The sequence below is a fragment of the Arthrobacter sp. BC5 genome (assembly GCF_056680255.1).
The window spans coordinates 71,836-95,491 of record NZ_JBWXPX010000002.1; the positions used below are offsets into that span (position 1 = coordinate 71,836).

The window sequence follows — 23,656 nt, forward strand, 5'->3', positions numbered from 1 at the left end:
GGAACAAGGATGGCGATACGCGACTGATTGCGAGGAGACTTTCTCGTACCCGATTCCAAGAATCACCCGGCCGTGGTTCCGTTCGGTGTAGCGAAGGACAGGGATACGTCATACTGACGCTTTACGGGGTCGCTCGCGACGGCTCGTGCCAGAGTATCCAGTGAGGATGCCTCGACAGCAGTGAGTCGAGCGTCGAGAGCGGACGTGGTTTCAGCTAGCGAGTTAAGCTCTCGATCAAGGGCCTGGTCGCGGTTGGCTCGATTCCGCTCAATCCGGACTCCGGCCTGGACTTGCTTCTTCTGCTCCGCGTCTTCCTCCTTATCGATCTTCTTCTGGAGGGCTGTGATTGCTTTATCCTGGTCGACCACCTTGCCCTCGGCCCGCAGCAGACCCGATCGCTGACCAGCGAACCTGGCGAGATTGGTCGCGAACCATGTTCATGATCAAGTCCTACTTGTTGCAGCTACTCAGTGAATGGATCGTGGTCGGCACCATGCAGGGAGGCATACCGCTTGACTCGGGACGTCTTCCCGAGCAGCCAGACGACTACAGCAAGCACGCCAAGGACAAACAGAATGATCGTCCGGGTCAGGGACTGGACGTCGGTCCAGCTGGGATTGCCGAAAAGCACCTGCCCAGTAAGAGCGACCGCGAACCCGAAGACGATCGCTCCGCTGACGGGGTTCACCCAAGAGATTATGCGGACCCACCGGGGCGCAACCGGCTCTTTCACTCTGAATCATCCTCTGTCATTGATCATCCTGATGCTGCACGCCCCGTGGACATGATCGGAACGCTCGACCGAGGGTACAACCTCGGGGCGGTCAGCGGACGGAAGGAGCGCACTGGGTATGCCTGACAGACAGCCATAGCGGTCGGCGCGCGAGCTAAAGGGCGCACAACCGAGGAAGCAGCCAGCCTAGTGGGTAGAGCCGCGGAACCCTCTACCGCCACCAGCAGGCCGTAGCAATCACCCAGCCTTCATTCACCTAGTCCTTCGCGCGTACTGAGGGGTACTAACGCAAAAGCGGTGGGTCATCCCTCAAGAGGCACCACACCACGAATGACCCACCAATTGCTCAACACTTCCGGTTCCGAAAAAGTGCCCACGACCCAACTCCCAGCCCTCCGGTTCAATCGCATAAGCACCGGAAAGGGTCATCCCGCTGTGGGCGGGTGGAGCCCGAAGGGTGGAGCTCAAAGCCGTCCACCGGTGGGTGATCCGCAGCGTGCGCAGCACTCGACCTGCGCCGCTCACCACAAGCGAGGCATAGGGTGCAGTCATGGCTGAAACGGCGCCTCAATCTCTCGACCCTCAACCCGATGTGATCCTGAGCCTGATCAACAAGGTAGTCAGCGGGCGGTGGCCCAAGGATGCGGACCAGTTCAACGCGTACTTCGCGGCCATTGGTTGCGCCCCGGGCCCGTTGGGCGAGCATCAGGATGACTTGGCGGACTCATCCAGCGGTTTTCGCTCCTCATGCCAGGAGTGTCGATGGAGGGTGGTTCCTGGGCGGCACTGGCGGACCAGTTGCACTTCCTTGGGTTCTTCTTCTATCCCGGCACCGAAGATTCCCACGTACTTGCCGGCTCCGCGTTCGACATCGTGCGGGACCGCCTCACCAACGTCTATGGGAAAGCTACTGACGAAACGGACCAGAGCGAGGGGAACCGGTCGGCGCTGTGGGAAGTGAACGAAACGTCCATCGAGCTCTACGCTCACATCAATCTCGCGCCAATGCTGCAACTCGGGCTAAGCCACCGAGCGCTCATCCTCCTGCACCAGAAGCTGATGATCGAAAAACGCAGCTACTGACCCGCTAGAGGATGGCCAAGTGGGCTGCTTTAGTTCTGTCGATAGGTGCTCGGGCTCGGTTGTTGTGTCTGGAGGCATCTCGGGCTTGGATCAGTTCATGTACCCCACTCGGATTAATACGGACGCGATGCCGGTCAACCTTGCACTTCTGATCATAGGGATAGGCATAGCCCATTGATGCCGATTGGGTCCCGACGCCCCTCCAGTTCAGTACCCATCCGGTGGTGCGTATTTCACGACGGCAAGGGCTAATCTGACATCCGGCCCGGCGTGATTGGCGGTCGTTTTGGACGCCGTGCTTAGATGAGCAGGGTTTGGGCAAGGGCATAGGGTCGGGAGGCAGTCGGATGAGTGTCTCGCGCGCCGCTGTTGTCGTGACCGGCCTGACCGCGTTGTCTACTGTTTTCGGGTTCGTCCGGGATGTGGTTATCGCAGCCGTCTACGGAGCAGGGCCTTCCCTGGATGCCTATCTCGTGGCGCAGGGGCTGATGAACGTGGTCCTCGGTCTGGTCGCTTATGCGATGGCACGGTCAGTGACACCTGTGATTGCGCGGGAGGTAGCTGCGGAAGGCCCTACCTGTAGAAGTCATCAAAGCTTCGATACGGCGATCACCGTCACCATGGTGGTTCTCGGCATAGGTGCGATCGTGGTGGGTTTGTGCGCAGGTCCGGTGACGGCGGTCCTGGCTCCGGGATTCGAGGGGGACCAAGCGGACCTCACGGTTCTCCTGACGCGCATCATGCTGCTTGCCACCGTGCTGATCGCCGGTACCGATCTTTTGGCGGCTGTCGCGCAGGCGCATGGCAGGGTGGTGTGGTCCTCGTTGCAGGGGGTCCCGTTCAACATCATCATGATCGGTGCTGCGGGGCTTTTCGGGCCCCGTTTCGGAATTCAGGCCTTGGCTGTCGGTTTCATCATCGGTTCCGCGGCCCGCCTGGCGCTGCAGCTCCCGCCCCTTCGCTCGTTGGGGCTACGGGTAAGGCCGCGCTGGGATCTTCGTGATCAGGGCTTCCGTGAAATAGCCCGGCTCATGCCGCCCCTGCTGGTCGGTAGCGCGATCGGAAACGTGAACTCACTCGTCGACCGCGCGGTCGGCTCGACCTTGGGTGATGGGGCCATCACCGCCTTATCTTATGGGTGGCGTCTGGTGAACCTGCCGGAGACCCTACTCATCGCGTCTTTGCTGGTGCCTTTGTACCCGGCGCTGGGCGCTGCAGCCGGCAATCTTGCCGAGGTGCGGCGTCTGGTGTACCGGGGGTTGTCAGTCACTGTCACCATTCTCGTACCCCTAACCGTGGTGCTGATGGTCGCCGCGCTCCCTCTATCCCTCGTCGCCTACGGACGAGGCGCCTTCACCTCGGAAGACGCCCAGGCCACAGCCGTGGCAGTGCTCTGGTACGCCCCGGCCCTGGTTGCGATGGGTGTCCGGCAGGTCATGGTCAGCACCTCCTACGCGCTCGGTGACTCCAAAGCCCCCGTCGTGGTCTCCGTGATTGCCATGACCATCAACGTCGCGGGCGACATCGTGCTGGCACCCCTGATGGGTGTGGCCGGCATCGCGTTGGCTACCAGTGCATCGTTGGGTTTCGCCGCGATCGCCAACGCCTGGCTGTTGGCCCGCCGACATCACGCCCTCGACGTGCGTGCAGGAAGCCAGTTGCTTGGTCGGGCCGCCCTCATCGGCGGTTGTGCCGCAGCAGTCGGCATCGTCATCATGCGCTTCAGCGCTGGAAGCGGAGCCCTACTCCAAGGAAGCATCGTCGGTTTCGCGATCCTCGGCGTCTACATCATGGGCCTGGTGCTGCTGCGCGCACCGGAGCGTCTCGTGCCGCTGGAAATGCTCCGGGCAGCCAGACGTCGGTAACCAGACGCTTCATTCAGGGCCTCGGGGTCCCAGGGCTCAGGAGCGGCGGAACCGTGCCAGTGCCAGGGTGATCGAGGGCCGGATGTCCTGGGGGTCCCAGATGCTGTGCCGGGCGCGCGCGGACCACTGCAACGTGTCCATCACGTCGCGGACGAGTCCGCCTCGGCGTTCAATTCGGGCCCGCCGCAGATCCCCTGCGACCCACGAGTAGCGCGCTCCTACACGCGCGTCCCCCAGCTCAGGTGTTTGGGACTTCAAAACGCTCTCAGCCCAAGCAGCGACGAGTCCTGGGCGGGCGGACTCTGCCAGGGCGAGTGATCCGAAAAAGCGTCCGTTGAAGTCGATCAGGTACGGGACCCCGTCATCGCCGGTGAGGAACTGCAGTTCCACCAATCCGTGCCACCCCAGGTTCAGGAGCATCGCTTCGACTTTTTCTACCAACGCTTCGTCCACGGGCACGGTGTAGGCGCGGGCTGATGCTCCGTTCGGAGTGGGCCACAGTCGCGGTGACACCTGCTGGGTGCGCCCATACAGCCGGCCGCGGTGGAAGACCCCGATGAGCGCCCCGAGATTCCCGGCAACAGGCTTCTGCAGGATGGGTTCCGCCCCTACGCTGCGAATCCGCTCGACCTGCCCGCGCGCGGCGGACGCGTTCGCAAAGAGTTTCGCCTCGATCCGCAGCGGGTGCGTCTGGTTGGGCGCCCAATGCTCCTTGCACTTGATGACCACAGGTCCAGACCACACCGCCAGAGCCTGATCTGTGGCCAGTTCCGTATGTGGGGAGGCCAACCCTGCTTTTTCGGCGTACTGAGCGAGGCGGACCTTGTCCAACACCGTCTCGACGACGTCATAGTCTGGGTGCGCGACCGGCAATGGGATCTGCGTCCTATAGGCCGCCAGCGCGGCCATCCAGTCGTCGCCTCCCCCGAAGACAATGTCGAACCCGCCGTCGGTGGCGGCGCGGCGCACCCCGTCCACGAAGGGCATCCCATCCTCACGTGGCCTCGGCACCCGGTAGGCAACGTCGCTTGCCCGCGAGGACCCCAAAACGCCGCCACCTTCTGGGGTACCAATACCGACGTACCAGCCGCCAGCCTTGAACGCCCGAGCCGCAGCGAGGGCACCCCGATCACGGCCCGTCGCCACGATCAGTACCCGCGGGCTTGGGGCTTTCTGCACCCTCGACCCCTCAGGATCAGTACCGTGCCCAGTATCAACGGGACTGGCTGGCAGGTCGGGCGAGTTGTACATGCTGGTTCCTCGGTTATGACGTAGGTTGACGGGTCCCCCAGATGACCACTGCGGCTAGGCGGCATAAGAGCGCCTAGACCAAAAGCTAATCAGCCTAACCAAGAGCACCGCCAACGACACAGCTGGATCTGACTTCACTTTCCCTCGGCGGACCGGCCAGCCCGGGTGCACGGCACCTGAGGTCTAAATATCGTCAGCATCACCAAGCGGTCCAACAGATCCCGGGCACACGTACGACCTACTGCACAGGTTGGGCGCTAACACGCAATGCATACAGGAGTATCAGCGCAATCCGCAGAGGCGGCCCCGCCTGCTGAAAAGCGTCGCCGTGAATGCGCTGCTGCACGGATCACTGGGAAACCACTGATCGGGGTGCTGACAGGGGTTGAAGCGTCAAAGCAGAGAGTGGCAGGCACCCCCGTCCAGGGCACCTGCCACTCTTGTTCAGCTTACGGACACTACTGCGCGTCCGCTGAATCTAGTGTTAGCCGTTGACCCGCACGAAGGACGAACCGGCGAGGTCCGACAGGGGGTGCTTGATCGTGAGGTTCGCACCATTCATGCCGCTGCTGATGACCTCACCGTTGCCGACGTAGATCGCGATGTGGCCGGGGCGGATGACCAAGTCACCGGGGGCGGGGGTCGAGACGACCGTGCCGTACTGGTAGAACTGCGTGGGGCCGAGGTCTCCGACGTTCTTGCCGATCGAGCGCAGGGCCCGCTCGACGAGGATCGTGCAGTCCTGAATGGAGCCGAGCTGGCCGTAGGCCGAGGCAACAAGGGCTGCGCCGACGCCGCTGGCGGGGACCGCAGGAGCCGCGGGGGCTGCCGGGGCGATCGGGGCGATGGTGGCCGAGGTCAGCTGGATGCCGGCCGGTGTGGCTGCGGGTGCCGCGGCGGCAGCTGCGGGGGCGGGCGCTGCGTAGAAGACCTGGCTGGCAGGTGCTGCTGCGGGGACAGCTGCGGGGCTGACGGCAGCGCTGGCGCTTCCGGTGAGGTTGATCTGCTGTCCGGGGTAGATGACCGATGCGTAGGACAGGCCGTTCTGGGCCAGGAGCGTGTTGAGGTTCAGGCCGTGCTTGGCAGCGATGGCACCGAGGGTGTCGCCGGCGACGACGGTGTGGATTCCGGCTGCAGCGGCAGGAGCTGCAACAACTGCGGGAGCGACGGGGGCCTGGGCTACGGTGCCCGTGGTGGCTTCCTGGGTGTAGGTGCCGGCCTGTGCGGGGGCGCCGACGGCGAAGACGAGGCCGCCGGTTGCTGCTGCGATGATGGCCGGCTTACCCAGTGCTACTGCACCGGTCTTCGCGGAGTGCGACAGGCCTTCGAGGGCGATGGAGTGGGTGACGACGGCGCGGTGGCGCGCCGGAATGGACGTACGTGACATGGTGATTGCCTCTCCCATGCCTGCGGGGTGAGCTGTCGGGTTCGGATGGGAGTGCACCCGGCCGTCGTTCAATCCTGTGCATTCCTGCAGTCGCGGACGCAACGTACAGGTCGTGCCTAGGTTGTCGGATCGACTTAACCCCGAGGGTCATCGCACAGATACATGCGGTGGCCCGGTGGAAACGTGGTTCCCCCGTCCCTGCCTACTGGGTGGTGCGAACGGTTCCCGGATGCAGCGGCAGGGCTCGGCATTCTGCGCGGGAGTATGGTCTCGGCGGGGTGCCGGGAACATTCGACGAGAATACCCCAGGGTGGTATCAAAGTCACGTTCAGGTAACGGAGTGCGGCGTGTCTCCACAACACGCCGTAAACCGAATACCTGATGGTTACCGAGGTCAACAAAGCGCGGCCGATATAAGGACAGGGGGCCTAGCGACCAGCGATACTGGAAGCTGCTGCGCGATGGGCGCAGCAGGGGAAGGCACCAACGATCTCGGGCCGGTACAACCGGATTGCATCGATTGGTGGTGAAAGGGAATGACCGTGAGCTCCGGAACCGGAACGCATGCCAGCATTGCAACATCTCACGCAGCGGTCTCCGCAGCAGCCGGTGAGGCCACAGGACCCGACGCGGGCCAGAACCAAAAGGCGATAGGGCACACAGTTCATGGATACGCAGCGGACAAGGATGCGTACCTACGACGCCTGAAGCGCATTGAAGGTCAAGTGCGCGGTATCGCCCGCATGGTCGACGAGGACAAGTACTGCATCGATATCCTCACGCAGGTCGCCGCGGTCAACAGCGCCATGCACGCTGTCAGCCTCGGATTGCTCGAGAACCACCTCCAGCACTGTGTCGTCGACGCAGCTCACGAAGCCGCGACGAGCGGATCCTCCGACGTCATCGACGCCAAGGTCAAGGAAGCAACTCAGGCGATCAGCAGGCTGCTGCGCTAAACCCGGGCCTCCTCGCCGAGCGCTGAACACGGACGCTGAACACGAGCGCCGAGAATGAGCGCCGGGCGTGAGGGGGGTGAGGGTTTTCCGACGACGGCTTCTTGGCGGCTGCTCCTGGGGGCCTTAGTGCGGGGCAGCCGCCGGTGACCGAGTTCAGCTGAGGGTAGCGGCGAGTTCGCGGCAGGCCGTCTCGCAGCGGCGGCATGCTTCGGCGCAGATCCTGCAGTGTTCGTGCATCTGCGCGTGCTGCTCACATTCATCGGCGCACGCCTTGCAGGCGACTTCGCAGGCCAGCAGGACAGCTCGGGTGATGTTTGCGTCGTAGCCGGTGTGCCGGGAGAGGATCCGGCCGGTCGTGGTGCAGATGTCTGCGCAGTCAGCGTTCGTGCGGATGCACTTGGTGAGTTCGGCAACCATGTCTTCGCTCAGACACGCGTCCCCACACGCCGTGCAGGTCTGCGCACACTCGAAACAGGCCGCGATGCATTCGGCCAGCTTTTCGCGGTCGATGCCACCAAGATCCTTCGGGTACGTCTCGAGCATGGAGGTGATGTGAGTCATTGTTCTGCTCCTTTTCCGTCGGTCTACTGAAGGTTCAGGGGCATCCGGGACCGGCGCCCCGCGTGTCACGCTAGCCCCCGCCCACCATCACCGGCCATGAATTCGTCGGTGTGAGAGCGATGAAGAATCTGCTTGACAGATACCCCCGGGGGGTATAAATTCGTTGTTATCGGGCCCTCCTGTGAGGTGCTCGGCACGACAGCCAGAACCGTTGTGGTGTTGGGGCAGGCTCACTGATCGTGACCTCCTGCAGCGCTTCGGTTCCCCTCACGCATTCGCATTTTCCTTGGAGGTTCCTATGTGCGGCACATCTGCTCCGTCGACCACTTCATCCACTACTTCATCGACTGCTTCATCCACCGTTTTGCTTCCCGTTACGGAGAAGAACTCCTCCGGGTGTTCCTGCTGCGCCCCTCAGGAAGCTGCAGCGCCGGCTGCTCCCACCACGTCCGACGACGTGTCCGCGGCGTTCCCGGTTCTTGGTCTGACGTGCGGCTCCTGCGCGTCCAGGGTCAGCGGGGCCATCGGGAAGATCACAGGGGTCCGTGAGGCACGTGTGGACCTTGTCGCCGGCGGCACTTCCACCCTGCATGTCACCAGCGCCACACCCCTCGACGCCGGGCTTGTCGCCTCGGCGATCAGCGACGCCGGATACCAGCTGGCGTCCAGCTAGGCCTTCCAGCGCTTGATGTAGGAGCGCTGCAGGGACCAGAACATACCTGCTCTCAGGTGCCCCCGGAAAGGGCTTGATCATGACGAACAACCCACACCACCACAATCACCACCAGGGATCCCACAGTCCCACCGTCACCCCCACTGCCACACCCACCGTCACAGAAGCTGCAGCCAACGGCAGCGATGATGCCCACACCACCCACGGCCAGGCCATGCCCCAGGCAGACGCCCACTCCGCTCTCGCCGAGACACACCACCCCACCGGCAACACCGCTCCGACCGACCACGCTGGTCATGCAGGTCACGCCGGTCATTTAGGTCACTCGGGTGGGGCCGCGGATGAGGATCATCAGGTTCACTCCCATGGGGAGCATGCCGGGCATTCCACGGCGATGTTCAAGAACAAGTTCTGGCTCAGCCTGATCCTCACGATCCCCGTGGTCGCGTTCAGTCCCATGTTCACGATGCTCTTCGGGTACATGCCGCCGGAGTTCCCGGGCTCGAGGTGGATCGCCCCGATCCTGGGCACGGTCATCTTCGTCTACGGCGGAGCCCCGTTCCTCAAAGGCGGGGTGACGGAATTGAAGTCCCGGCAGCCGGGCATGATGCTGCTGATCGCGATGGCAATCAGCGTCGCGTTCATCGCCTCCTGGGTCACCACGCTCGGTATCGGTGGGTTCGACCTGGACTTCTGGTGGGAGCTCGCCCTGCTGGTGGTCATCATGCTGCTCGGCCACTGGATGGAAATGCGGGCCCTTGGCTCCGCCGCTGGGGCCCTGGACGCTCTGGCCGCGCTGCTGCCCGACGAAGCCGACAGAGTCACAGGCACTGGAACCAATGCAAGGGTCGAGACCGTCCCGGTGAGCTCCCTGGTCACCGGGGACGTCGTCCTGGTCCGTTCCGGCGCCCGGGTGCCGGCGGACGGGCAGATTGTCGACGGGGTCGCGGAGTTCGACGAGTCGATGATCACCGGTGAATCCCGCACCGTATCCCGCACCACCGGTGAGACCGTCGTCGCCGGAACCGTCGCCACCGACAACGCAGTGAGGGTGCAGGTGACCGCCGTTGGCTCGGATACCACCCTTGCCGGGATCCAGCGTCTGGTCGCCGAAGCGCAGGCCTCCTCCTCGAGAGCTCAGGCCCTCGCGGACCGGGCCGCAGCCCTGCTGTTCTACTTCGCCCTCGGCGCAGGAATCCTGACCTTCATCGCGTGGATGGTCCTCGGAAGCCCGGATGACGCTGTCATCCGCACGGTCACCGTCCTCGTGATTGCCTGCCCGCACGCCCTGGGCTTGGCGATCCCCCTGGTAATCGCGATCTCCACCGAACGCGCCGCGAAGGCCGGGGTACTGATCAAGAACCGCATCGCCCTGGAACGCATGCGCACCATCGACGTCGTCCTGTTCGACAAGACCGGCACCCTCACCGAAGGACAGCACGCCGTCACCGCGACCACAACGGTCAACGGTGTCACCGAGGCCGAGCTCCTGGCCCTGGCCGGAGCCGCGGAGGCCGACAGTGAGCACCCCGTCGCCCGGGCCATCGTTGCCGCCGCCCAATCCAACACGGCAACGGCAAACCTTGGTTACACGGGTACGGGTTTCGCGTCCATGACCGGTCGCGGTGTGCGCGCCACCGTCCACGGCCATGATGTCGCTGTGGGAGGCCCAAACATGCTCAAGGAACTCGGCTTGGGCACCCCTGCCGACATCGCTGGAACGGTGCAGGAATGGGTGGGCCGTGGCGCGTCCGTGCTGCACGTCATCCGCGACGGTGCCGTGATCGGTGCGGTTCGGCTCGAGGACAAGGTGCGGGAGGAATCCCGGGCCGCCGTGAAGGCCCTGCAGGACCGGGGGGTGAAGGTCGCGATGATCACCGGGGATGCACGCCAGGTCGCCGATGTCGTCGGTAAGGAGCTGGGCATCGATGAGGTGTTCGCCGACGTCCTGCCGCAGGACAAGGACTCCAAGGTCACCGAACTGCAATCCCGCGGATTGAAGGTCGCGATGGTCGGCGACGGCGTGAACGACGCCCCAGCCCTCGCCCGGGCCGAGGTCGGCATCGCGATCGGGGCGGGAACGGACGTGGCGATGGAATCCGCCGGCGTCGTCCTCGCCGGAAACGACCCGAGGGCAGTGCTGGCGATGATCGACCTATCCCGGGCCAGCTACCGCAAGATGATCCAGAACCTCATCTGGGCCACCGGATACAACGTCCTCGCCGTCCCCTTGGCCGCAGGTGTGCTCGCGTTCGCGGGGATCCTGCTCTCCCCCGCCGCCGGCGCGGTCCTGATGAGCGTGTCCACCATCGTCGTGGCACTGAACGCCCAACTGCTCCGCCGGATCGACCTCGACCCGGAACGGATCAGCACCACGGCCTAGCAGCACCCACCGGTTCCATCGCTACCGGTCCCACCGGTGTCCTCGCCCGCACTCAGCACCCCTGAAAAGCGGCGGACGCCGGTGGGAAGGCCGTGGCTACAGGGCTCACCCCAGGGCACCACCAGAGCCCGCAGACCGTTGGGCAGGTAGCGGGCAGAACAGCCCGCACTGGCATACACCGACCAGCTTCCGGACACCAAAGGGCATGCGAGCTGGGCTCCGGCAGGAATCTGCCGCTTGGCCTCATCGGGTACCGGGCCCCTACTGTTGATGTGAACATCAAACCTGATCCCGGCCCTGAGGGCGTACCCCACCCGGGTATTATTTCGAGTTGAAGGATCGCTGAAGCATGAGGGGAGGGACGAACACACGGTGAAAAATCTGCTGCTCACCGTTCCTCGATCCCAGCGATCCTCCACAACCGGAACCCTCGTGTCGTTGACGTGGACCCTGCGGCTCCTGACTCTTCTGGTCGGCATACTGGCGATGCATCTATGGATCAGCCCGACCATCGGTGAGCCAGCAGGCCACACGGCTTCCACCCACACTGCCCCGACCCACACCGTCGCTTCCGCACCCACCGCTTCGGAATCTAACGGAACCCTCATGACGGCCGAAACGACCGTCCCGGCAGCAGGCCCAGTAGCGGGCCCAGCTGCAGGTTCAGCAGCGGCGATGGTCGCCTCCTCCGATGGCCATGGCTCTGCCGACGGCTCCCTGTGTGAGCTGACCTGCCCGAACGGGCACTCCATGATGGACGCCATGTGCATGATCGCGCTGCTGATCATTGGGCTCGCAGGTTTCCTGGGGCTTCGCTCCGCGCTCCTACGCGGCACCCTGATCCGTCGCGGCCCCCCATCACTGGCCTTCACTCTTCCTTTCAGAGCACAAACAGTTTCCTTGGTTCAGCTCTCGATCAGTCGCACATAAACACCGGGAAGCCCCTTCGCGGCTTCCTCATGTTCCCGCCTCACACGCCTGTGCACTTGCCGGCACTGTCATGACCGGACTCCCCCACCTCGACACCACTCACGTACCGCCTCTCCGTCGGTGCTGCCTCCCGCTCAGATCGAACTCTGCGCACGGACGGTATGAGTGGCGCCAAAGGATGCACAAGGCAGCCGACGTCGTGGGAACACCGACCGATCGTTTCTTTCCTGAACCCGTGTATTCACATACCGAAGGACTGTTCTCATGAAGCACCGTTTCGCATCACTTACCGCCCTGTCCGCCGCCGCCCTCATCACCCTGTCCGCCTGTGGTTCATCCTCGGGCGGCGGCATGGAGGGCATGGACATGGGCGAAGAAAGCTCCGCCGCGGCTGCCCCCAGCTCCGCCGCGGCGGAGGCCACCCCGAGCGCGTCGGCGGGGGCCACTTCAGAAGCCACCTCCAGCGCATCTGCCGAGGACATGGGTGAGCACAATGACGCGGACGTGATGTTCGCGCAGATGATGTTGCCCCACCACCGGCAGGCCGTTGAGATGAGCAATATGCTCCTCGACAAGGAGGGCATCGACCCTACGGTGACCGATCTGGCGACACGCATCGCTGCCGCACAGGAACCCGAGATCGAGCAGCTCACCACCTGGCTGGAAGCCTGGGGCGAGCCCGAGGAGCCCGAAGGCGGCATGGAAGGCCACGACATGGGTTCCATGGGGTCAATGGAGGGCATGATGAGCGACGAGGACATGGCGGCGCTTGGCACTGCTGAAGGTGCTGAAGCCGAAACCATGTTCCTGGAGTCGATGACCGCCCATCACCGTGGTGCCATCGAGATGGCGCAAACCGAGATCACGGACGGCATGTTCCCCGATGCCATCGAGATGGCCGAGACCATCGTGGAAACCCAGCAGGCCGAGATCGATGAGATGACGGCACTGCTCGAGCAGCGCTGACATCACACCCTCCATCACGGATGCACTGCACCGGCTGATTGACCAGCTGCTCGCTGATACCTCGATCGCCAGATCCTGAACTGGGGCCCGCTGCCACCATCATGGCGGCGGGTCCCGGCAGCCCGGCCTCGATGACATTTGCGAGCTGCTTCACTCCGGCGGCCCTTTTCGGGGTTACGCTTCCTGACCTGATATCACTCCCCACCTCTCGAGCGGGACACCAGCCACACCTTTGCGCACCTCACGGGCCTTCCTCGCCCGTCGCGTGCCCTGCCCGCCCTACGCATTCCCCTGGAAGACCCCGGACGGCCCGAGTACCCGAACCACACCGAGTACACCGAGCACCGGCGGCAGCACCAGCGGGGACGTACCCTTTTGATCGGATACATCACCCCATGACTTCTCCCACTCCTTCCTACACTCCTTCCTCCGCTGCTTTCCTTGCTGCGGGGCGTATGCCCCGTACCTGGCGCCGGCGCGCCCTGGTCGGGGTCTCCCTCGCCCTGACGTTGGGCGTTGTGGCGTGCACGTCATCGACCGATTCAACAGCTGAATCGGCAGCCGGCTCAGCGGCCGGTGATGACGGTGCAGGGTCGACCGCATCGGCCCAGCCGTATCCCTCCCACATTCATGGGCTGGCGGTGGATCGTGACACGCAATCGGTGCTGATCGCCTCGCACGAGGGACTCTTCACGGTCAACGGTGAGTCCGCCGAACCCATGGGGCAGACCATTGATCTGATGGGCTTCACCGTTAGTAGCGACGGAACCTACTTCGCTTCCGGCCACCCGGGCCCCGGCGTCAACCTGCCTAACCCAGTGGGGTTGATCAGCTCCACCGATGGGCTCACCTGGTCGCAGGTTGCCCGCGGCGGCGAGTCTGACTTCCACACCCTGACCACCACCTATGAGGGAATCATCGGGTTCGACGGCACCCTGCGGGTCAGCAAGGACGGCAGCTCCTGGACTGACGCGACCACCCAGATCAGCCCCTATAACCTAGCCGGGAACCCTGCCACGGAGCTCGCGGTCGCGACCACCGAAGACGGTATTTACCGCTCCGAGGACGCAGGAAAGACCTGGACGAAAGAACCCGATGCCCCGGTCATCCTGGTAGCCGCCGTCACCGACGGCTCGGACATCATCGGCATCCTTCCCGCCGGTGACGTCCTGACCAGTACAGATGCTGGCATCACCTGGGAGCAGGCCGGGAAAGTCTCTGCCCAGCCCTCAGCGATCACCACGAAACGGACGGCCAGCGGCACGGAAGTCTGGGTAACGACAGAGAACGGATTGGAGAAGTCGGTCGACAACGGCATGACCTTCACCACCGTCATCGACGCTGGCGGCGCCTGACACGTGCTGCCTCAAACCCACCTCACAAACCACCCGCTTCACCAGGCCCACCACCCAACCAACCACTCGATCAGTGATGTGACCAGCGATGATGGGTGATCTGCAGGTGAGAGCGAGCACCGGCACGAGCAAATCTGGTCCGAGCACCGACATGGCTACGGACAGGACATCGGGAGTAACGACGGGCGGCGGGCCTACGTCCCTCAGCTCGGGGAGACTGCCATGACCATTGGTGAGTTCTTCGCCGACACTGTTCAGTCCGGGGCCTTGCTCGCGGCGATTCCGTTGGCGATGACAGCCGGGATCGTGTCGTTCCTCTCCCCCTGCATCCTGCCACTGGTCCCCGGCTACCTCGGCTACGTCTCAGGACTCACCGAACCGGGACGGCCAGACAACCGCAAGCGGGTGTTGACCGGGGTAGCCCTGTTCATCCTCGGATTCGCCCTCGTGTTCACCCTGTACGGGGCGGCGTTCGGGGTCATGGGATCCTGGCTGCTGCGCTGGCAGGACCCACTCATCCGGGTCCTGGGCCTGTTCGTGATCGTGATGGGCCTGGCCCTCGTTGGCAGGGTCTCATTCCTCCAGCGGACAGCGAAACTCACGTGGCGCCCAAAAACAGGGATCGCCGGCGCACCCCTGCTGGGTGTCGTTTTCGGTCTCGGCTGGACACCGTGCATGGGTCCGACCCTCAGCGCTGTCCTGGCACTGAGCACCACGACGGGTACTGCGTGGCGGGGAGCTGTCCTGGGATTCGTGTACTGCCTCGGTCTCGGGATCCCCTTCGTCCTCGTCGCCCTGGGAGTCCAATGGGTCACCACCGCCCTGGCCTTCGTCCGCCGCCACATCCGCGTCTTCAACATCATCGGCGGGTCCCTGCTGATCCTCGTCGGAGTGCTCATGGTCACCGGTGTGTGGATGCTGTGGATCTACCAACTGCAAAACCTCGCCGGCACTTTCCTCACCCCCATCTAAGGACGCCGCCGGCGCGCCGAGCCATCCACCCCCGTACCTCTACAACCGGAGGGAACCTTCGTGAAGAACCACCCGTACCCACCCAGACTGTCGGCCGTGCCAAGCCCGGCACGGGCCATCGCATGGCCCCGTCGCGCCGCGGTGATGCTGGTCGCGTCCTGCCTCGTCCTCGCCGGCTGCGCAACCAGCAACGATGATCTCGCCGAACAGGCCCGCGCCGGCGACAACAAGAACTACATCGCCGGGGACGGCTCAGTCGCCGAATATGCGCCGGAGGAACGCAGCGAACCCCTGGACGTGCAGGGAATTCTGTTCGACGGAACCCCGATCACCTCCGGCGACTGGGCCGGAGACGTCGTCGTCCTAAACGTCTGGTACGCGGCCTGCGCACCGTGCCGGGTGGAAGCGCCCTCCCTCCAGCAACTCAATGAACGATTCAGCCCCGATGGTGTGCGCTTCTACGGGGTGAACGTCCGCGACGAGAAGCCGACCGCGGAAGCCTTCGAGCGGACCTTCGGCATCACCTACCCGAGCTTCGAGGACCGCAACGGGAAGCTCCTGCTCCAGCTCACCGACTACGTACCACCCCAGGCCGTACCCACCACCCTCGTCCTAGACCGGCAGGGCAGAGTCGCAGCACGCATCCTCGGCATCGCCGACGAAACGACCCTCCGCACCCTCATCAGCGACGCCCTCAACACCCCCACACCCACCGCCAGCAGCAGCGCCCTCCCCCGCATACCAGTTCCACCAGCAACCCCGGCCACAAGGCTTGTGGCAGGGATGCCATTCCCGCGCGGGGCCGATATGCAGCAGGGCCGGAACCATGTCAGCTGAAACGGAACCCAACGCGGGACAGGGCCACCGTCCCAGCCCTCCTCAGAAGGGCGGACCGGCAAAGAATGATGTCCGGGTGTCCGCCCTCGGGCCGGTAGAGATGCTTCGTTGGGTGTGGCGACAGCTCACCAGCATGCGAACCGCACTGCAGCTCCTACTCCTACTCGCGGTTGCTGCAGTGCCCGGATCCTTGTTCCCGCAGCGTCCCGCGAACCCGGCGGTCGTGACCCAGTACCTGCAGGACAACCCTGATACCGGTCCCTGGCTGGACAGGTTCCAGCTCTTCGACGTTTTCTCCTCCGCCTGGTTCTCCGCGATCTACCTGCTGCTATTCATCTCACTCATCGGCTGCGTCATCCCGCGCACCAAGGTGTATCTGAACGCATTACGGGCAACACCGCCCCGCACCCCGCGGCTACTCTCCCGCCTCCCCCAACACGGCACACTCACCCTGCCCAACCACCCCGCAGAAACCCACCAAGGACCTGACCCGGTCCCTGATCCGGTCTCTGATCCGGTCTCTAATCCAGTTTCTGATCCAGGCCCGGATTCGGCCAGCCAGCCTTTCTCGGCCACACACCGCAGCCTCACTGCCACGGTCACAGAAGCGGCCGTGATTCTTTGCAAGCTCGGGTACCGGGTCGATGTACGGGATACCTATACCGACCGACCCTCGGTCGGGGCCGAGCGAGGATTCCTGAAAGAAGCAGGAAACCTGCTATTCCACACAGCCCTGATCGGGGTACTGGTAGCCGTCGCAATCGGCGGGATGTTCGGGTACCGGGGGCAGAAACTCATCGTGGAAGGTGAAGGATTCACCAACGCCCTGATCGGCTATGACTCCTTCACCCCCGGAACGAACTTCAACGAGGAAGCCCTGGCACCCTTCGCCCTCACCCTCGAGGACTTCGACGTCACCTTCAACCGGGACGACACCGCCACCTACGGACAGCCACTGGACTTCACCGCCACCATGACCGTGCAGGAGAACCCCGATGCCGCCCCGGTCCGGCAGGAACTGAAAGTCAACGCACCGATCGGCATGGACGGAACCAACGTCTACCTCGTCGGAAACGGTTACGCGCCGGTCATCACCGTGCGCGACGGTGACGGCAACATCGCGTTCTCCGGGCCCGTACCCGCCCAGCCCACGGACTCGGCCTACACCTCAACCATCGTCATCAAAGCCCCCGACGCGCAACCCGATCAGCTCGGGTTCGTCGGGTTCTTCCTGCCCACCGCCGTCGTCGACGAGACAGGGCTTGCCTTCGGCTCGGATCCCGACCCGTTCAACCCCCGACTGAACCTGAACTCCTACTACGGCAACCTCGGCCTCGATGACGGCACCCCCAGATCCGTGTACCAGCTCGACACCACCGAGTTGACGCAACTCAACGGCAGGGACACCGACGCCGGCGGCATCGTCCTGGAACCGGAGCAGACCTACGAACTGCCCGACGGCAAGGGATCCATCACCTTCGACAGCCTCAAACGCTTCGTCGCACTGGACATCACCTACGACCCAGGCAAGATCGGGGCCCTCGTGTTCTCCACCCTGGCCCTGACCGGACTCATCCTCTCCCTCATCACCCCACGCCGCCGCGCCTGGATCGCCGCGTCCACCTCCACAGACGGGAACACGGTCATCGAATACGGGCTCCTCGCACGAGGGGAAGACCCCGGACTTAGCAAGGAAGCGACCAGGATCCGCACACACCTGCAACACCACTTCCAGCAGCAACCCGAGCACCAGTCCGGGCACCCGGAGTCTCCCGAAACCCCGCACAGCACGACCACGCCGGGAACTATCCCCAACACCAGCACTGTCACCAGCAGTTCCACCCGACCATCGGATCAGTCATGAACCCTGCCCCACCAGATAGCTTCATTCCCTCCCCCACGATCAGCGCCCTCCAGTTCGGACCCATCACCCTGAACTTCTACGCGCTGTGCATCCTCGCCGGGATCGTGGCCGCGGTGTGGCTGACCGGACGGCGACTCACGGCTCGCGGCGGCCAGCCCGGCCAGGTCCTCGACGTCGTGATGTGGGCGGTCCCGTTCGGCATCATCGGCGGCCGGCTCTACCACGTCATCACCGACTACCAGCTCTACTTCGGGCCCGGGAAGGACCCCGTCGACGCGCTGAAGATCTGGGAAGGCGGACTGGGCATCTGGGGAGCCATAGCGCTCGGTGCCCTCGGCGCGTACATCGGCTGCCGACGCAACAACGTCGGGTTCCTCGCGTTCGGCGATGCCGCCGCCCCAGCAGTCCTCATCGCCCAAGCCCTGGGCCGGTGGGGCAACTGGTTCAACAACGAGCTCTACGGGGATCCCTCCACCGCACCATGGGCCCTGCAGATCCACGCCATGGACGCAGGCACCGGACGGGCACGACTCAACCCCGACGGAACACCGGTCGTCCTCGGATACTTCGACCCAACCTTCCTATACGAGTCGATCTGGTGCCTGATCACAGCAGCCCTGATCCTGATCCTGGATCGGAGAACCACCCTTGGCGCCGGTTCCGTCCTCGCCCTGTACGTCGCCCTTTACACCGCCGGCAGGTTCTTCTTCGAACTCATGCGCTCCGACTACGCCAACACCATCCTCGGGCTGCGCATCAACACCTGGGTCTCAGCACTCCTGTTCCTCGCAGCACTGGCCTTCTTCATCATCCGCAGAAACCAGCCCCGCTCCACTACCCACCGGACGAACTTCGACGTACCACCACCCCACCCAGCAACACCATCGCCATCTGCAGTGTCATCGCAACAACACACCAGCTCCACGAACCCCGACCCCCACTGAAACCCACACAGACCAGATCCGTCCGACGGGACCCACCTCATGCACCAACCACCCGAACCAGGAACCAACATCCCCCCACTCGATCCTCCAGATGCCCCTCGGAGCACCGACGCCTCGAGCCACCACATAGAACCTGGAGGTAAGTCGGCGCAGCAGGCCGATGAAGTCCTCTGGAAGGAACGGCTATACCCGAATGTGTGGGTATGGATCATCGTCGTCGGGCTCGCCTTCGTACCGGCAGTGATCTTCGCCCCCATCGACATGTCCATCGGGGTTGTGGCATCCGTGATCGCCCTGATCATCCTCGTCATCATGCTGCTCACCTCGATGCCCACGATCCTGGTGAACAGGACCAGCCTGCGAGTCGGCCCCGCGCACATCGACCGGACGTACATCGGGACGGCGGAAGCCTTCACCCGCGAGGAAGCCACCCGGCAACGTGGTACAGCACTGCACGGCCTGACCTACCTCTGCATCAGGGGATGGATCGACGCCGTCGTCAAAATCGAGATCACCGACCCCGAAGACCCCACACCCTACTGGCTGGTGTCCTCCAGACACCCCCACGAACTCGCCGAACTACTCACGACCCCACCACCCACACCAGAGACGACCGCGACTGGCGTGTAGAGGCAGGCACACAGCAGGCTGTCCGCATACGCGGGAAGCTCACCACCGGACGGAGGAGAACCCCACACCATGGCACGGAACAAGCGCAAGACAGCCCGCACACACGCAGCGGACAAGCGCCTCCAAGCGGCGAAGGCCGCAGAAGCCGAACGACAGTACCGGCGACAACAACACCGCAGAGCCGTCATGCTCGGCTTCATCCTGCTAGCCCTCGCCGGCATCACCGCCGTCACAACCTTCATGCTCGTCACTTAAACCCTTCAGACGAACCATCTGAAGACCAGGGCTCCAGCTCATTCATCCTCACGTTCGTTGATCGCCGAGGTGAAGAGTCATGAAGAAGGTGGCCCGGCTTCCTGCCCACAGGGGCACGGCACAAGCTCCCCCACTCTTCGCTGCTTGTCCCGCCCCCAGATGGACAGCAGGAACCAGCAGCCCGCCTGCACACACCCACCTGCGTCACCGACAGCGGGTGGATCACCTCGAGTGACCGGTGGGCCTGCACAGTCTCCCTATATGCGCGGAGCAAAGAACGACACTACGCAACAAGCCCGTGCGGTGCTGTTTCCGAGAGAGCCATCGTCGGTACACGAGGGAGTCCTCGTCGACACAAGTATCAGAACGGCTACATACGAGTGTCGGAACATATGTCGTTTGGTACTCGTTTACATGTATATATAGGTAACCAGTAGTTGAGCCACCACGACACCGCGATAGAAGGACCACCATGGGCGACGGAGTAACCACCAGGACACGGCACGGCCGCGGCAGCGCCACAGGATCACCCGGCAATGAGTTCGAGACCGGATTCAGTGACATGGTCACCGTGCTCAATGACAATCTGGGCCCGGCCCTGACACAGCTCATCGCCGGCAAAGACCGGCAAACCGTCACCCGATGGATGGCATCCAAGCAGCTACCGAAGTCTCTGGACGTGGAACGGCGCATCAGAGCCGCCTACCAAATCTTCATGTTCCTCGCCCATGACCCTCTAGCCCCGCAGTCACCGCACACCGTCCGAGCGTGGTTCATGGGCATGAACGGCCAGCTCGACGACATGTCGCCCGCTGAAGCGATCGCCGAGAACCGGACCCGTGAAGCGATGGCCGCCGCCCGCGCATACCGGGCAGGAGGGTAAAGCATGGCGTTGGGCGCCTCGCTCGCACCCAGAACGGTCGAGATCCCCGACAGGGTCTGGCGAGTCGCCCTCATCCCCTCTGGGCAGCGCTTCTCCGAGATCGCCCCAGACGACGCCCTCCTTCCGGATGCCGGGAACCGCTTCGACGTGCCAGGCGGCGGAGTGCTGTATTGCGCCACCAGTCCGCGAGGCTCCTACCTGGAAACCCTTGCGGGCAAGAGAGTGTCCCCCAAGATGGCGGCTCTCGTGCACGATGACCCCAGCGGCTTCATGCCGCCCAACAGCATCCCGGCGTCCTGGCGGGACGAACGCCGCCTTTTCACCGTCGGCACCACGAATCCTGCATCATTCATTGACCTCGAGGACCTCGAAACCCGCCAGTACATCCTTGGTCAGATCGGTGAGCAGCTCGAACCGCTGGGCGTGGAAACCCTCGATGTGCCCGACGTGCGCGGGATGAACCGGCTCCTTACCCGTGAAATCGCGCGCTGGGCGTATTCTTCCCTCGACGACGAAGGTCTCTACAACTACTCAGGCATCCGATACGTCTCCAAACTCGACCATGAGGAGTGCTGGGCCATCTTTGCCGGCACCGAGACCTTCATCCACGAGCAGACCACGATCGAGAAGACTGATCCGAACCTCCTCGATGTGGCCCGCCTATTCCGCTTGACGATCCATTGAGAAGCCTCCGCCGCCAGCTCTCAGGAATGCCATTCCATCTAGTGAGTGCTCCGCTCCCCGAGTGGATGTTCCCTTCACCTACAGGGTTCCTACGGGTGATAGTCGTACTTATGGTCTGACGCGTACGACTGGAACGTGTCGTCGGTTGTTGATCCCTTGATTCCCAGGGAGTTGCCCATGAGGGTGCTGAGGTCCTGAAGGGAGTTGTGCAGTGCCAGACCTGATGCCCGCACCTCCGGATCAGCCAGGTCCTTGGCGAGTTCGCTCAGTGCTACCGCGTAGGAGAGAGACGTGGCCAGCGATGCTGCGGCCGTTGACTCGCGGAAGTAATACGACTCGCTGGTTTGTGTGAGGTCCACCCGGGTTTGGATGATGCCGTCGGTGATGCTGTCGAGGACGCGGCTGGTCGTCTCGGGTGTGAACTCAGACAGGTGTTGCAGGTACATCGCATCCCGGAGGACGGTGAGGCGAAGTGCGAGGGCCCGACGACGGGCGAGGGCCGGGTAAAGCTGCAGAAACCATGACACCGCGGCCGTGAGCAGGGCAAAACCGATTAGTGCTTCGGCAGGGGATATCGCCCTGATCCAGGGGTCGGTGGCGATGACGTCTCCGAAGCCGAGGGTCGACAGTGTGACAGTTGAGATATAGAGCGCTTCGATGAAGTCGGGGTATCGGGAAGGGTTGATACCGTCGGCGTACGTAAAACCCTGCGGAACGTGGGGGTAGTACACCAGCGCCCACCCAAGGACCTGCAGAGCCGCCCACAGCAGAATCACTGCCACGATACCGAGGGGCCCGGCCAGAGATAATACTTTCAGTCCTAGCGGCTTGGAGATTTTCCAGGTGCTGTTCATAGCGGCTTTGGTCAGCGCCCCCTGGCCGCTGGGATGGAGCAGGGTGTGGAAGACGTCCCAGAGCCCGACTCCGATGATGATGAATCCCAGCACGGTGAAAATCCACGTCATATCAAACTCCTTTCATCGGAACTGATGAGGTCCTCACAACGGGCTTGTTCCTAACCTCAGGTGGTGGACTCAGTTGAAGCTCGGTCGTGATGACGCACTATCACCCATTGGGTGGCGACAATGACGATGGCGACCACGGCGGTGATGATCAAGGTGGTCGGATCCGATTGTGCTTTGAGGAGCAGGAAGGGAATCAGGACTGCACAGTCGAGCACGATCGCGACACCTGGAACCCAGGCGTTGGCGCCAGTCTCGTTCCGGAGGTGCCGAATGATGCCCCAGTGGATAGCGATGTCCATGACGAGGTAGAGGATCGCCCCGAGCGAGGCAATCTGTGAGAGGTCGAAGAACGCGGCCATGACTATGGCCAGCCCGGCCGTGATGAACAGGGACTGGTGTGCCTTGTGCCCGGGCAGCCCTGGCGCCTGGCCCATGTCGTGGAGCATGTCGTAGAGCTTGGAGACGGAGAAGAGGCTGGCAATCAGCCCTGAGAGAGTGGCGACGACGGCGATGATGACGGTCAGCACCACGCCCACGGGTCCGAAGGCGGGTTCGGCTGCTTCGGCGAGAGCGTAGTCCCTGGCCTCCACAATCTGCGGGACAGCGAGGCTTCCAGTGACAGCGACTGTGATCAGGAGGTAGAGCACTGTGCACAGGCCGATGGAGATCATGATGGAACGGCCGATGTTGCGCTCGGGATTGCGTAGGTCAGCGCCCTGGTTGGTGATCGTGGTGAAGCCCTTGTAGGCCAGGATGCACAGGGTCACTCCCGCCAGGAATCCCAGCAAACCCGAGTCGGGTGGGGTTCGTCCGGCCGTGGTGAAGAACCGGCCCAGCGAAGAAATGCCGGCAGCAAGAATCCCTCCGATGGCCAGGACCGCGATGCCGATGATCTTCAGGGCTGCGGTGACGGTTGCGGAGCGTTCCACCCACTGGTTACCGACTAGGTTCACCAGCGCCGCAGCAGCGATGGCGAGTACCGCCAGAACCGGCACCCAGAGCACCGATGACTGCATCCCGAAAGGTCGAAGGATGTACGTGCCGAAGGTACGGCCGAGGAGGCTTTCGGCCATGACCATCGACACATACATGAAGAGGGAAAGCGAGCCGGCGGCGACGCCGGGGCCGTACGCGGCTTTGAGGAGCATCGCGATACCACCGGACGACGGGTTCGTCGCGGAATAGCGCACATAGGAATACGAACTGAAACCGACGACGACGGCACCGGCGAGGAACGCCCAGGAAACCCAGCCGCCGGCAAGTTCGGCAACCTGTCCGACCAAGGCGAATATCCCGGCTCCGATCATGACCCCCGTGCCGAGGGACACAGATCCAACCAATGACAGCTTCTGATCTTCTTTCGACGTATCTTCTTTTCTCATGCCGGTCTCCCTTGTAGGTCCGTCACCGTCGCAGTCCCGGACCCCACACGATGTGAGGCCCGGGACCGCATCAGGCGCCATTCGGTCAATCGAGGAT

Annotated in this window: 21 protein-coding genes and 1 riboswitch; of the genes, 16 read left to right on the top strand and 5 right to left on the bottom strand. The window is 63.5% G+C overall.

Annotated features, from left to right (window positions below):
* Window positions 1–433 precede the first annotated feature (433 nt).
* From AC1MFI_RS17905 to murJ, 3 genes are all read left to right on the top strand, one after another.
* Window positions 434–859, top strand: a complete 426-nt coding sequence (locus AC1MFI_RS17905; RefSeq protein ID WP_479821074.1) for a hypothetical protein — start codon at window positions 434–436, stop codon at window positions 857–859.
* A gap of 636 nt (window positions 860–1,495) precedes the next feature.
* Entirely contained in the window at window positions 1,496–1,816 is a 321-nt protein-coding gene (locus AC1MFI_RS17910; RefSeq protein ID WP_479821073.1) for a hypothetical protein, read from the top strand.
* A 347-nt stretch (window positions 1,817–2,163) separates the two neighbouring features.
* The gene (gene murJ, locus AC1MFI_RS17915) at window positions 2,164–3,681 is read left to right on the top strand and encodes a murein biosynthesis integral membrane protein MurJ (protein WP_479821075.1); all 1,518 of its coding nucleotides are present in this window, start codon (window positions 2,164–2,166) and stop codon (window positions 3,679–3,681) included.
* Window positions 3,682–3,717: 36 nt separating this feature from the next.
* On the opposite strand, the gene AC1MFI_RS17920 is transcribed toward murJ, so the two are convergent.
* Together AC1MFI_RS17920 and AC1MFI_RS17925 are read right to left on the bottom strand one after the other, a co-directional pair.
* Window positions 3,718–4,668 carry an ATP-grasp domain-containing protein gene (locus AC1MFI_RS17920; protein ID WP_479821076.1) on the bottom strand — a complete coding sequence of 317 codons (951 nt, stop codon included), beginning with the start codon at window positions 4,666–4,668 and terminating at the stop codon, window positions 3,718–3,720.
* A gap of 748 nt (window positions 4,669–5,416) precedes the next feature.
* A complete protein-coding gene (locus AC1MFI_RS17925) occupies window positions 5,417–6,319 on the bottom strand; it encodes a LysM peptidoglycan-binding domain-containing protein (RefSeq protein ID WP_479821077.1) in 903 nt (300 codons plus the stop codon).
* Between the two features lie 2 nt (window positions 6,320–6,321).
* Window positions 6,322–6,546: riboswitch (cyclic di-AMP (ydaO/yuaA leader) on the bottom strand.
* 309 nt (window positions 6,547–6,855) lie between these two features.
* Here AC1MFI_RS17925 and AC1MFI_RS17930 point away from each other — a divergent pair.
* Entirely contained in the window at window positions 6,856–7,275 is a 420-nt protein-coding gene (locus AC1MFI_RS17930; protein ID WP_479821079.1) for a metal-sensitive transcriptional regulator, read from the top strand.
* 153 nt (window positions 7,276–7,428) lie between these two features.
* On the opposite strand, the gene AC1MFI_RS17935 is transcribed toward AC1MFI_RS17930, so the two are convergent.
* Window positions 7,429–7,836 carry a four-helix bundle copper-binding protein gene (locus AC1MFI_RS17935; RefSeq protein WP_479821081.1) on the bottom strand — a complete coding sequence of 136 codons (408 nt, stop codon included), beginning with the start codon at window positions 7,834–7,836 and terminating at the stop codon, window positions 7,429–7,431.
* A gap of 298 nt (window positions 7,837–8,134) precedes the next feature.
* Here AC1MFI_RS17935 and AC1MFI_RS17940 point away from each other — a divergent pair, with 298 nt between their 5' ends.
* The 12 genes from AC1MFI_RS17940 to AC1MFI_RS17995 all read left to right on the top strand — a co-directional run bounded on the left by AC1MFI_RS17940 (window position 8,135) and on the right by AC1MFI_RS17995 (window position 21,212).
* Window positions 8,135–8,509, top strand: a complete 375-nt coding sequence (locus AC1MFI_RS17940; RefSeq protein WP_479821082.1) for a heavy-metal-associated domain-containing protein — start codon at window positions 8,135–8,137, stop codon at window positions 8,507–8,509.
* A gap of 79 nt (window positions 8,510–8,588) precedes the next feature.
* Entirely contained in the window at window positions 8,589–10,892 is a 2,304-nt protein-coding gene (locus AC1MFI_RS17945; protein ID WP_479821083.1) for a copper-translocating P-type ATPase, read from the top strand.
* A 1,194-nt stretch (window positions 10,893–12,086) separates the two neighbouring features.
* Window positions 12,087–12,788, top strand: coding sequence for a DUF305 domain-containing protein (locus AC1MFI_RS17950; protein ID WP_479821084.1), 702 nt, complete (start codon window positions 12,087–12,089; stop codon window positions 12,786–12,788).
* 395 nt (window positions 12,789–13,183) lie between these two features.
* Window positions 13,184–14,143 carry a F510_1955 family glycosylhydrolase gene (locus AC1MFI_RS17955; RefSeq protein WP_479821085.1) on the top strand — a complete coding sequence of 320 codons (960 nt, stop codon included), beginning with the start codon at window positions 13,184–13,186 and terminating at the stop codon, window positions 14,141–14,143.
* A 222-nt stretch (window positions 14,144–14,365) separates the two neighbouring features.
* Complete coding sequence (locus AC1MFI_RS17960) at window positions 14,366–15,115, top strand: cytochrome c biogenesis CcdA family protein (protein WP_479821086.1); 750 nt, start codon at window positions 14,366–14,368, stop codon at window positions 15,113–15,115.
* Window positions 15,116–15,211: 96 nt separating this feature from the next.
* On the top strand, window positions 15,212–15,952 hold the full coding sequence (locus AC1MFI_RS17965) for a TlpA family protein disulfide reductase (RefSeq protein ID WP_479821087.1): 741 nt from the start codon (window positions 15,212–15,214) through the stop codon (window positions 15,950–15,952).
* 100 nt (window positions 15,953–16,052) lie between these two features.
* Entirely contained in the window at window positions 16,053–17,816 is a 1,764-nt protein-coding gene (resB, locus tag AC1MFI_RS17970; RefSeq protein WP_479821088.1) for a cytochrome c biogenesis protein ResB, read from the top strand.
* On the top strand, window positions 17,813–18,760 hold the full coding sequence (lgt, locus tag AC1MFI_RS17975; RefSeq protein WP_479821089.1) for a prolipoprotein diacylglyceryl transferase: 948 nt from the start codon (window positions 17,813–17,815) through the stop codon (window positions 18,758–18,760). Before resB ends, lgt begins: the two co-directional genes overlap by 4 nt.
* Window positions 18,761–18,799: 39 nt before the next feature.
* Entirely contained in the window at window positions 18,800–19,390 is a 591-nt protein-coding gene (locus tag AC1MFI_RS17980) for a DUF3093 domain-containing protein (protein ID WP_479821090.1), read from the top strand.
* Between the two features lie 69 nt (window positions 19,391–19,459).
* Window positions 19,460–19,645, top strand: a complete 186-nt coding sequence (locus AC1MFI_RS17985; RefSeq protein WP_479821091.1) for a hypothetical protein — start codon at window positions 19,460–19,462, stop codon at window positions 19,643–19,645.
* A 472-nt stretch (window positions 19,646–20,117) separates the two neighbouring features.
* On the top strand, window positions 20,118–20,528 hold the full coding sequence (locus AC1MFI_RS17990) for a hypothetical protein (RefSeq protein ID WP_479821092.1): 411 nt from the start codon (window positions 20,118–20,120) through the stop codon (window positions 20,526–20,528).
* Window positions 20,529–20,531: 3 nt separating this feature from the next.
* Window positions 20,532–21,212, top strand: a complete 681-nt coding sequence (locus AC1MFI_RS17995; protein ID WP_479821093.1) for an RES family NAD+ phosphorylase — start codon at window positions 20,532–20,534, stop codon at window positions 21,210–21,212.
* 89 nt (window positions 21,213–21,301) lie between these two features.
* On the opposite strand, the gene AC1MFI_RS18000 is transcribed toward AC1MFI_RS17995, so the two are convergent.
* The gene (locus AC1MFI_RS18000; RefSeq protein WP_479821094.1) at window positions 21,302–22,177 is read right to left on the bottom strand and encodes a potassium channel family protein; all 876 of its coding nucleotides are present in this window, start codon (window positions 22,175–22,177) and stop codon (window positions 21,302–21,304) included.
* Between the two features lie 56 nt (window positions 22,178–22,233).
* On the bottom strand, window positions 22,234–23,559 hold the full coding sequence (locus AC1MFI_RS18005; RefSeq protein ID WP_479821095.1) for an APC family permease: 1,326 nt from the start codon (window positions 23,557–23,559) through the stop codon (window positions 22,234–22,236).
* Between the last annotated feature and the right edge of the window lie 97 nt (window positions 23,560–23,656).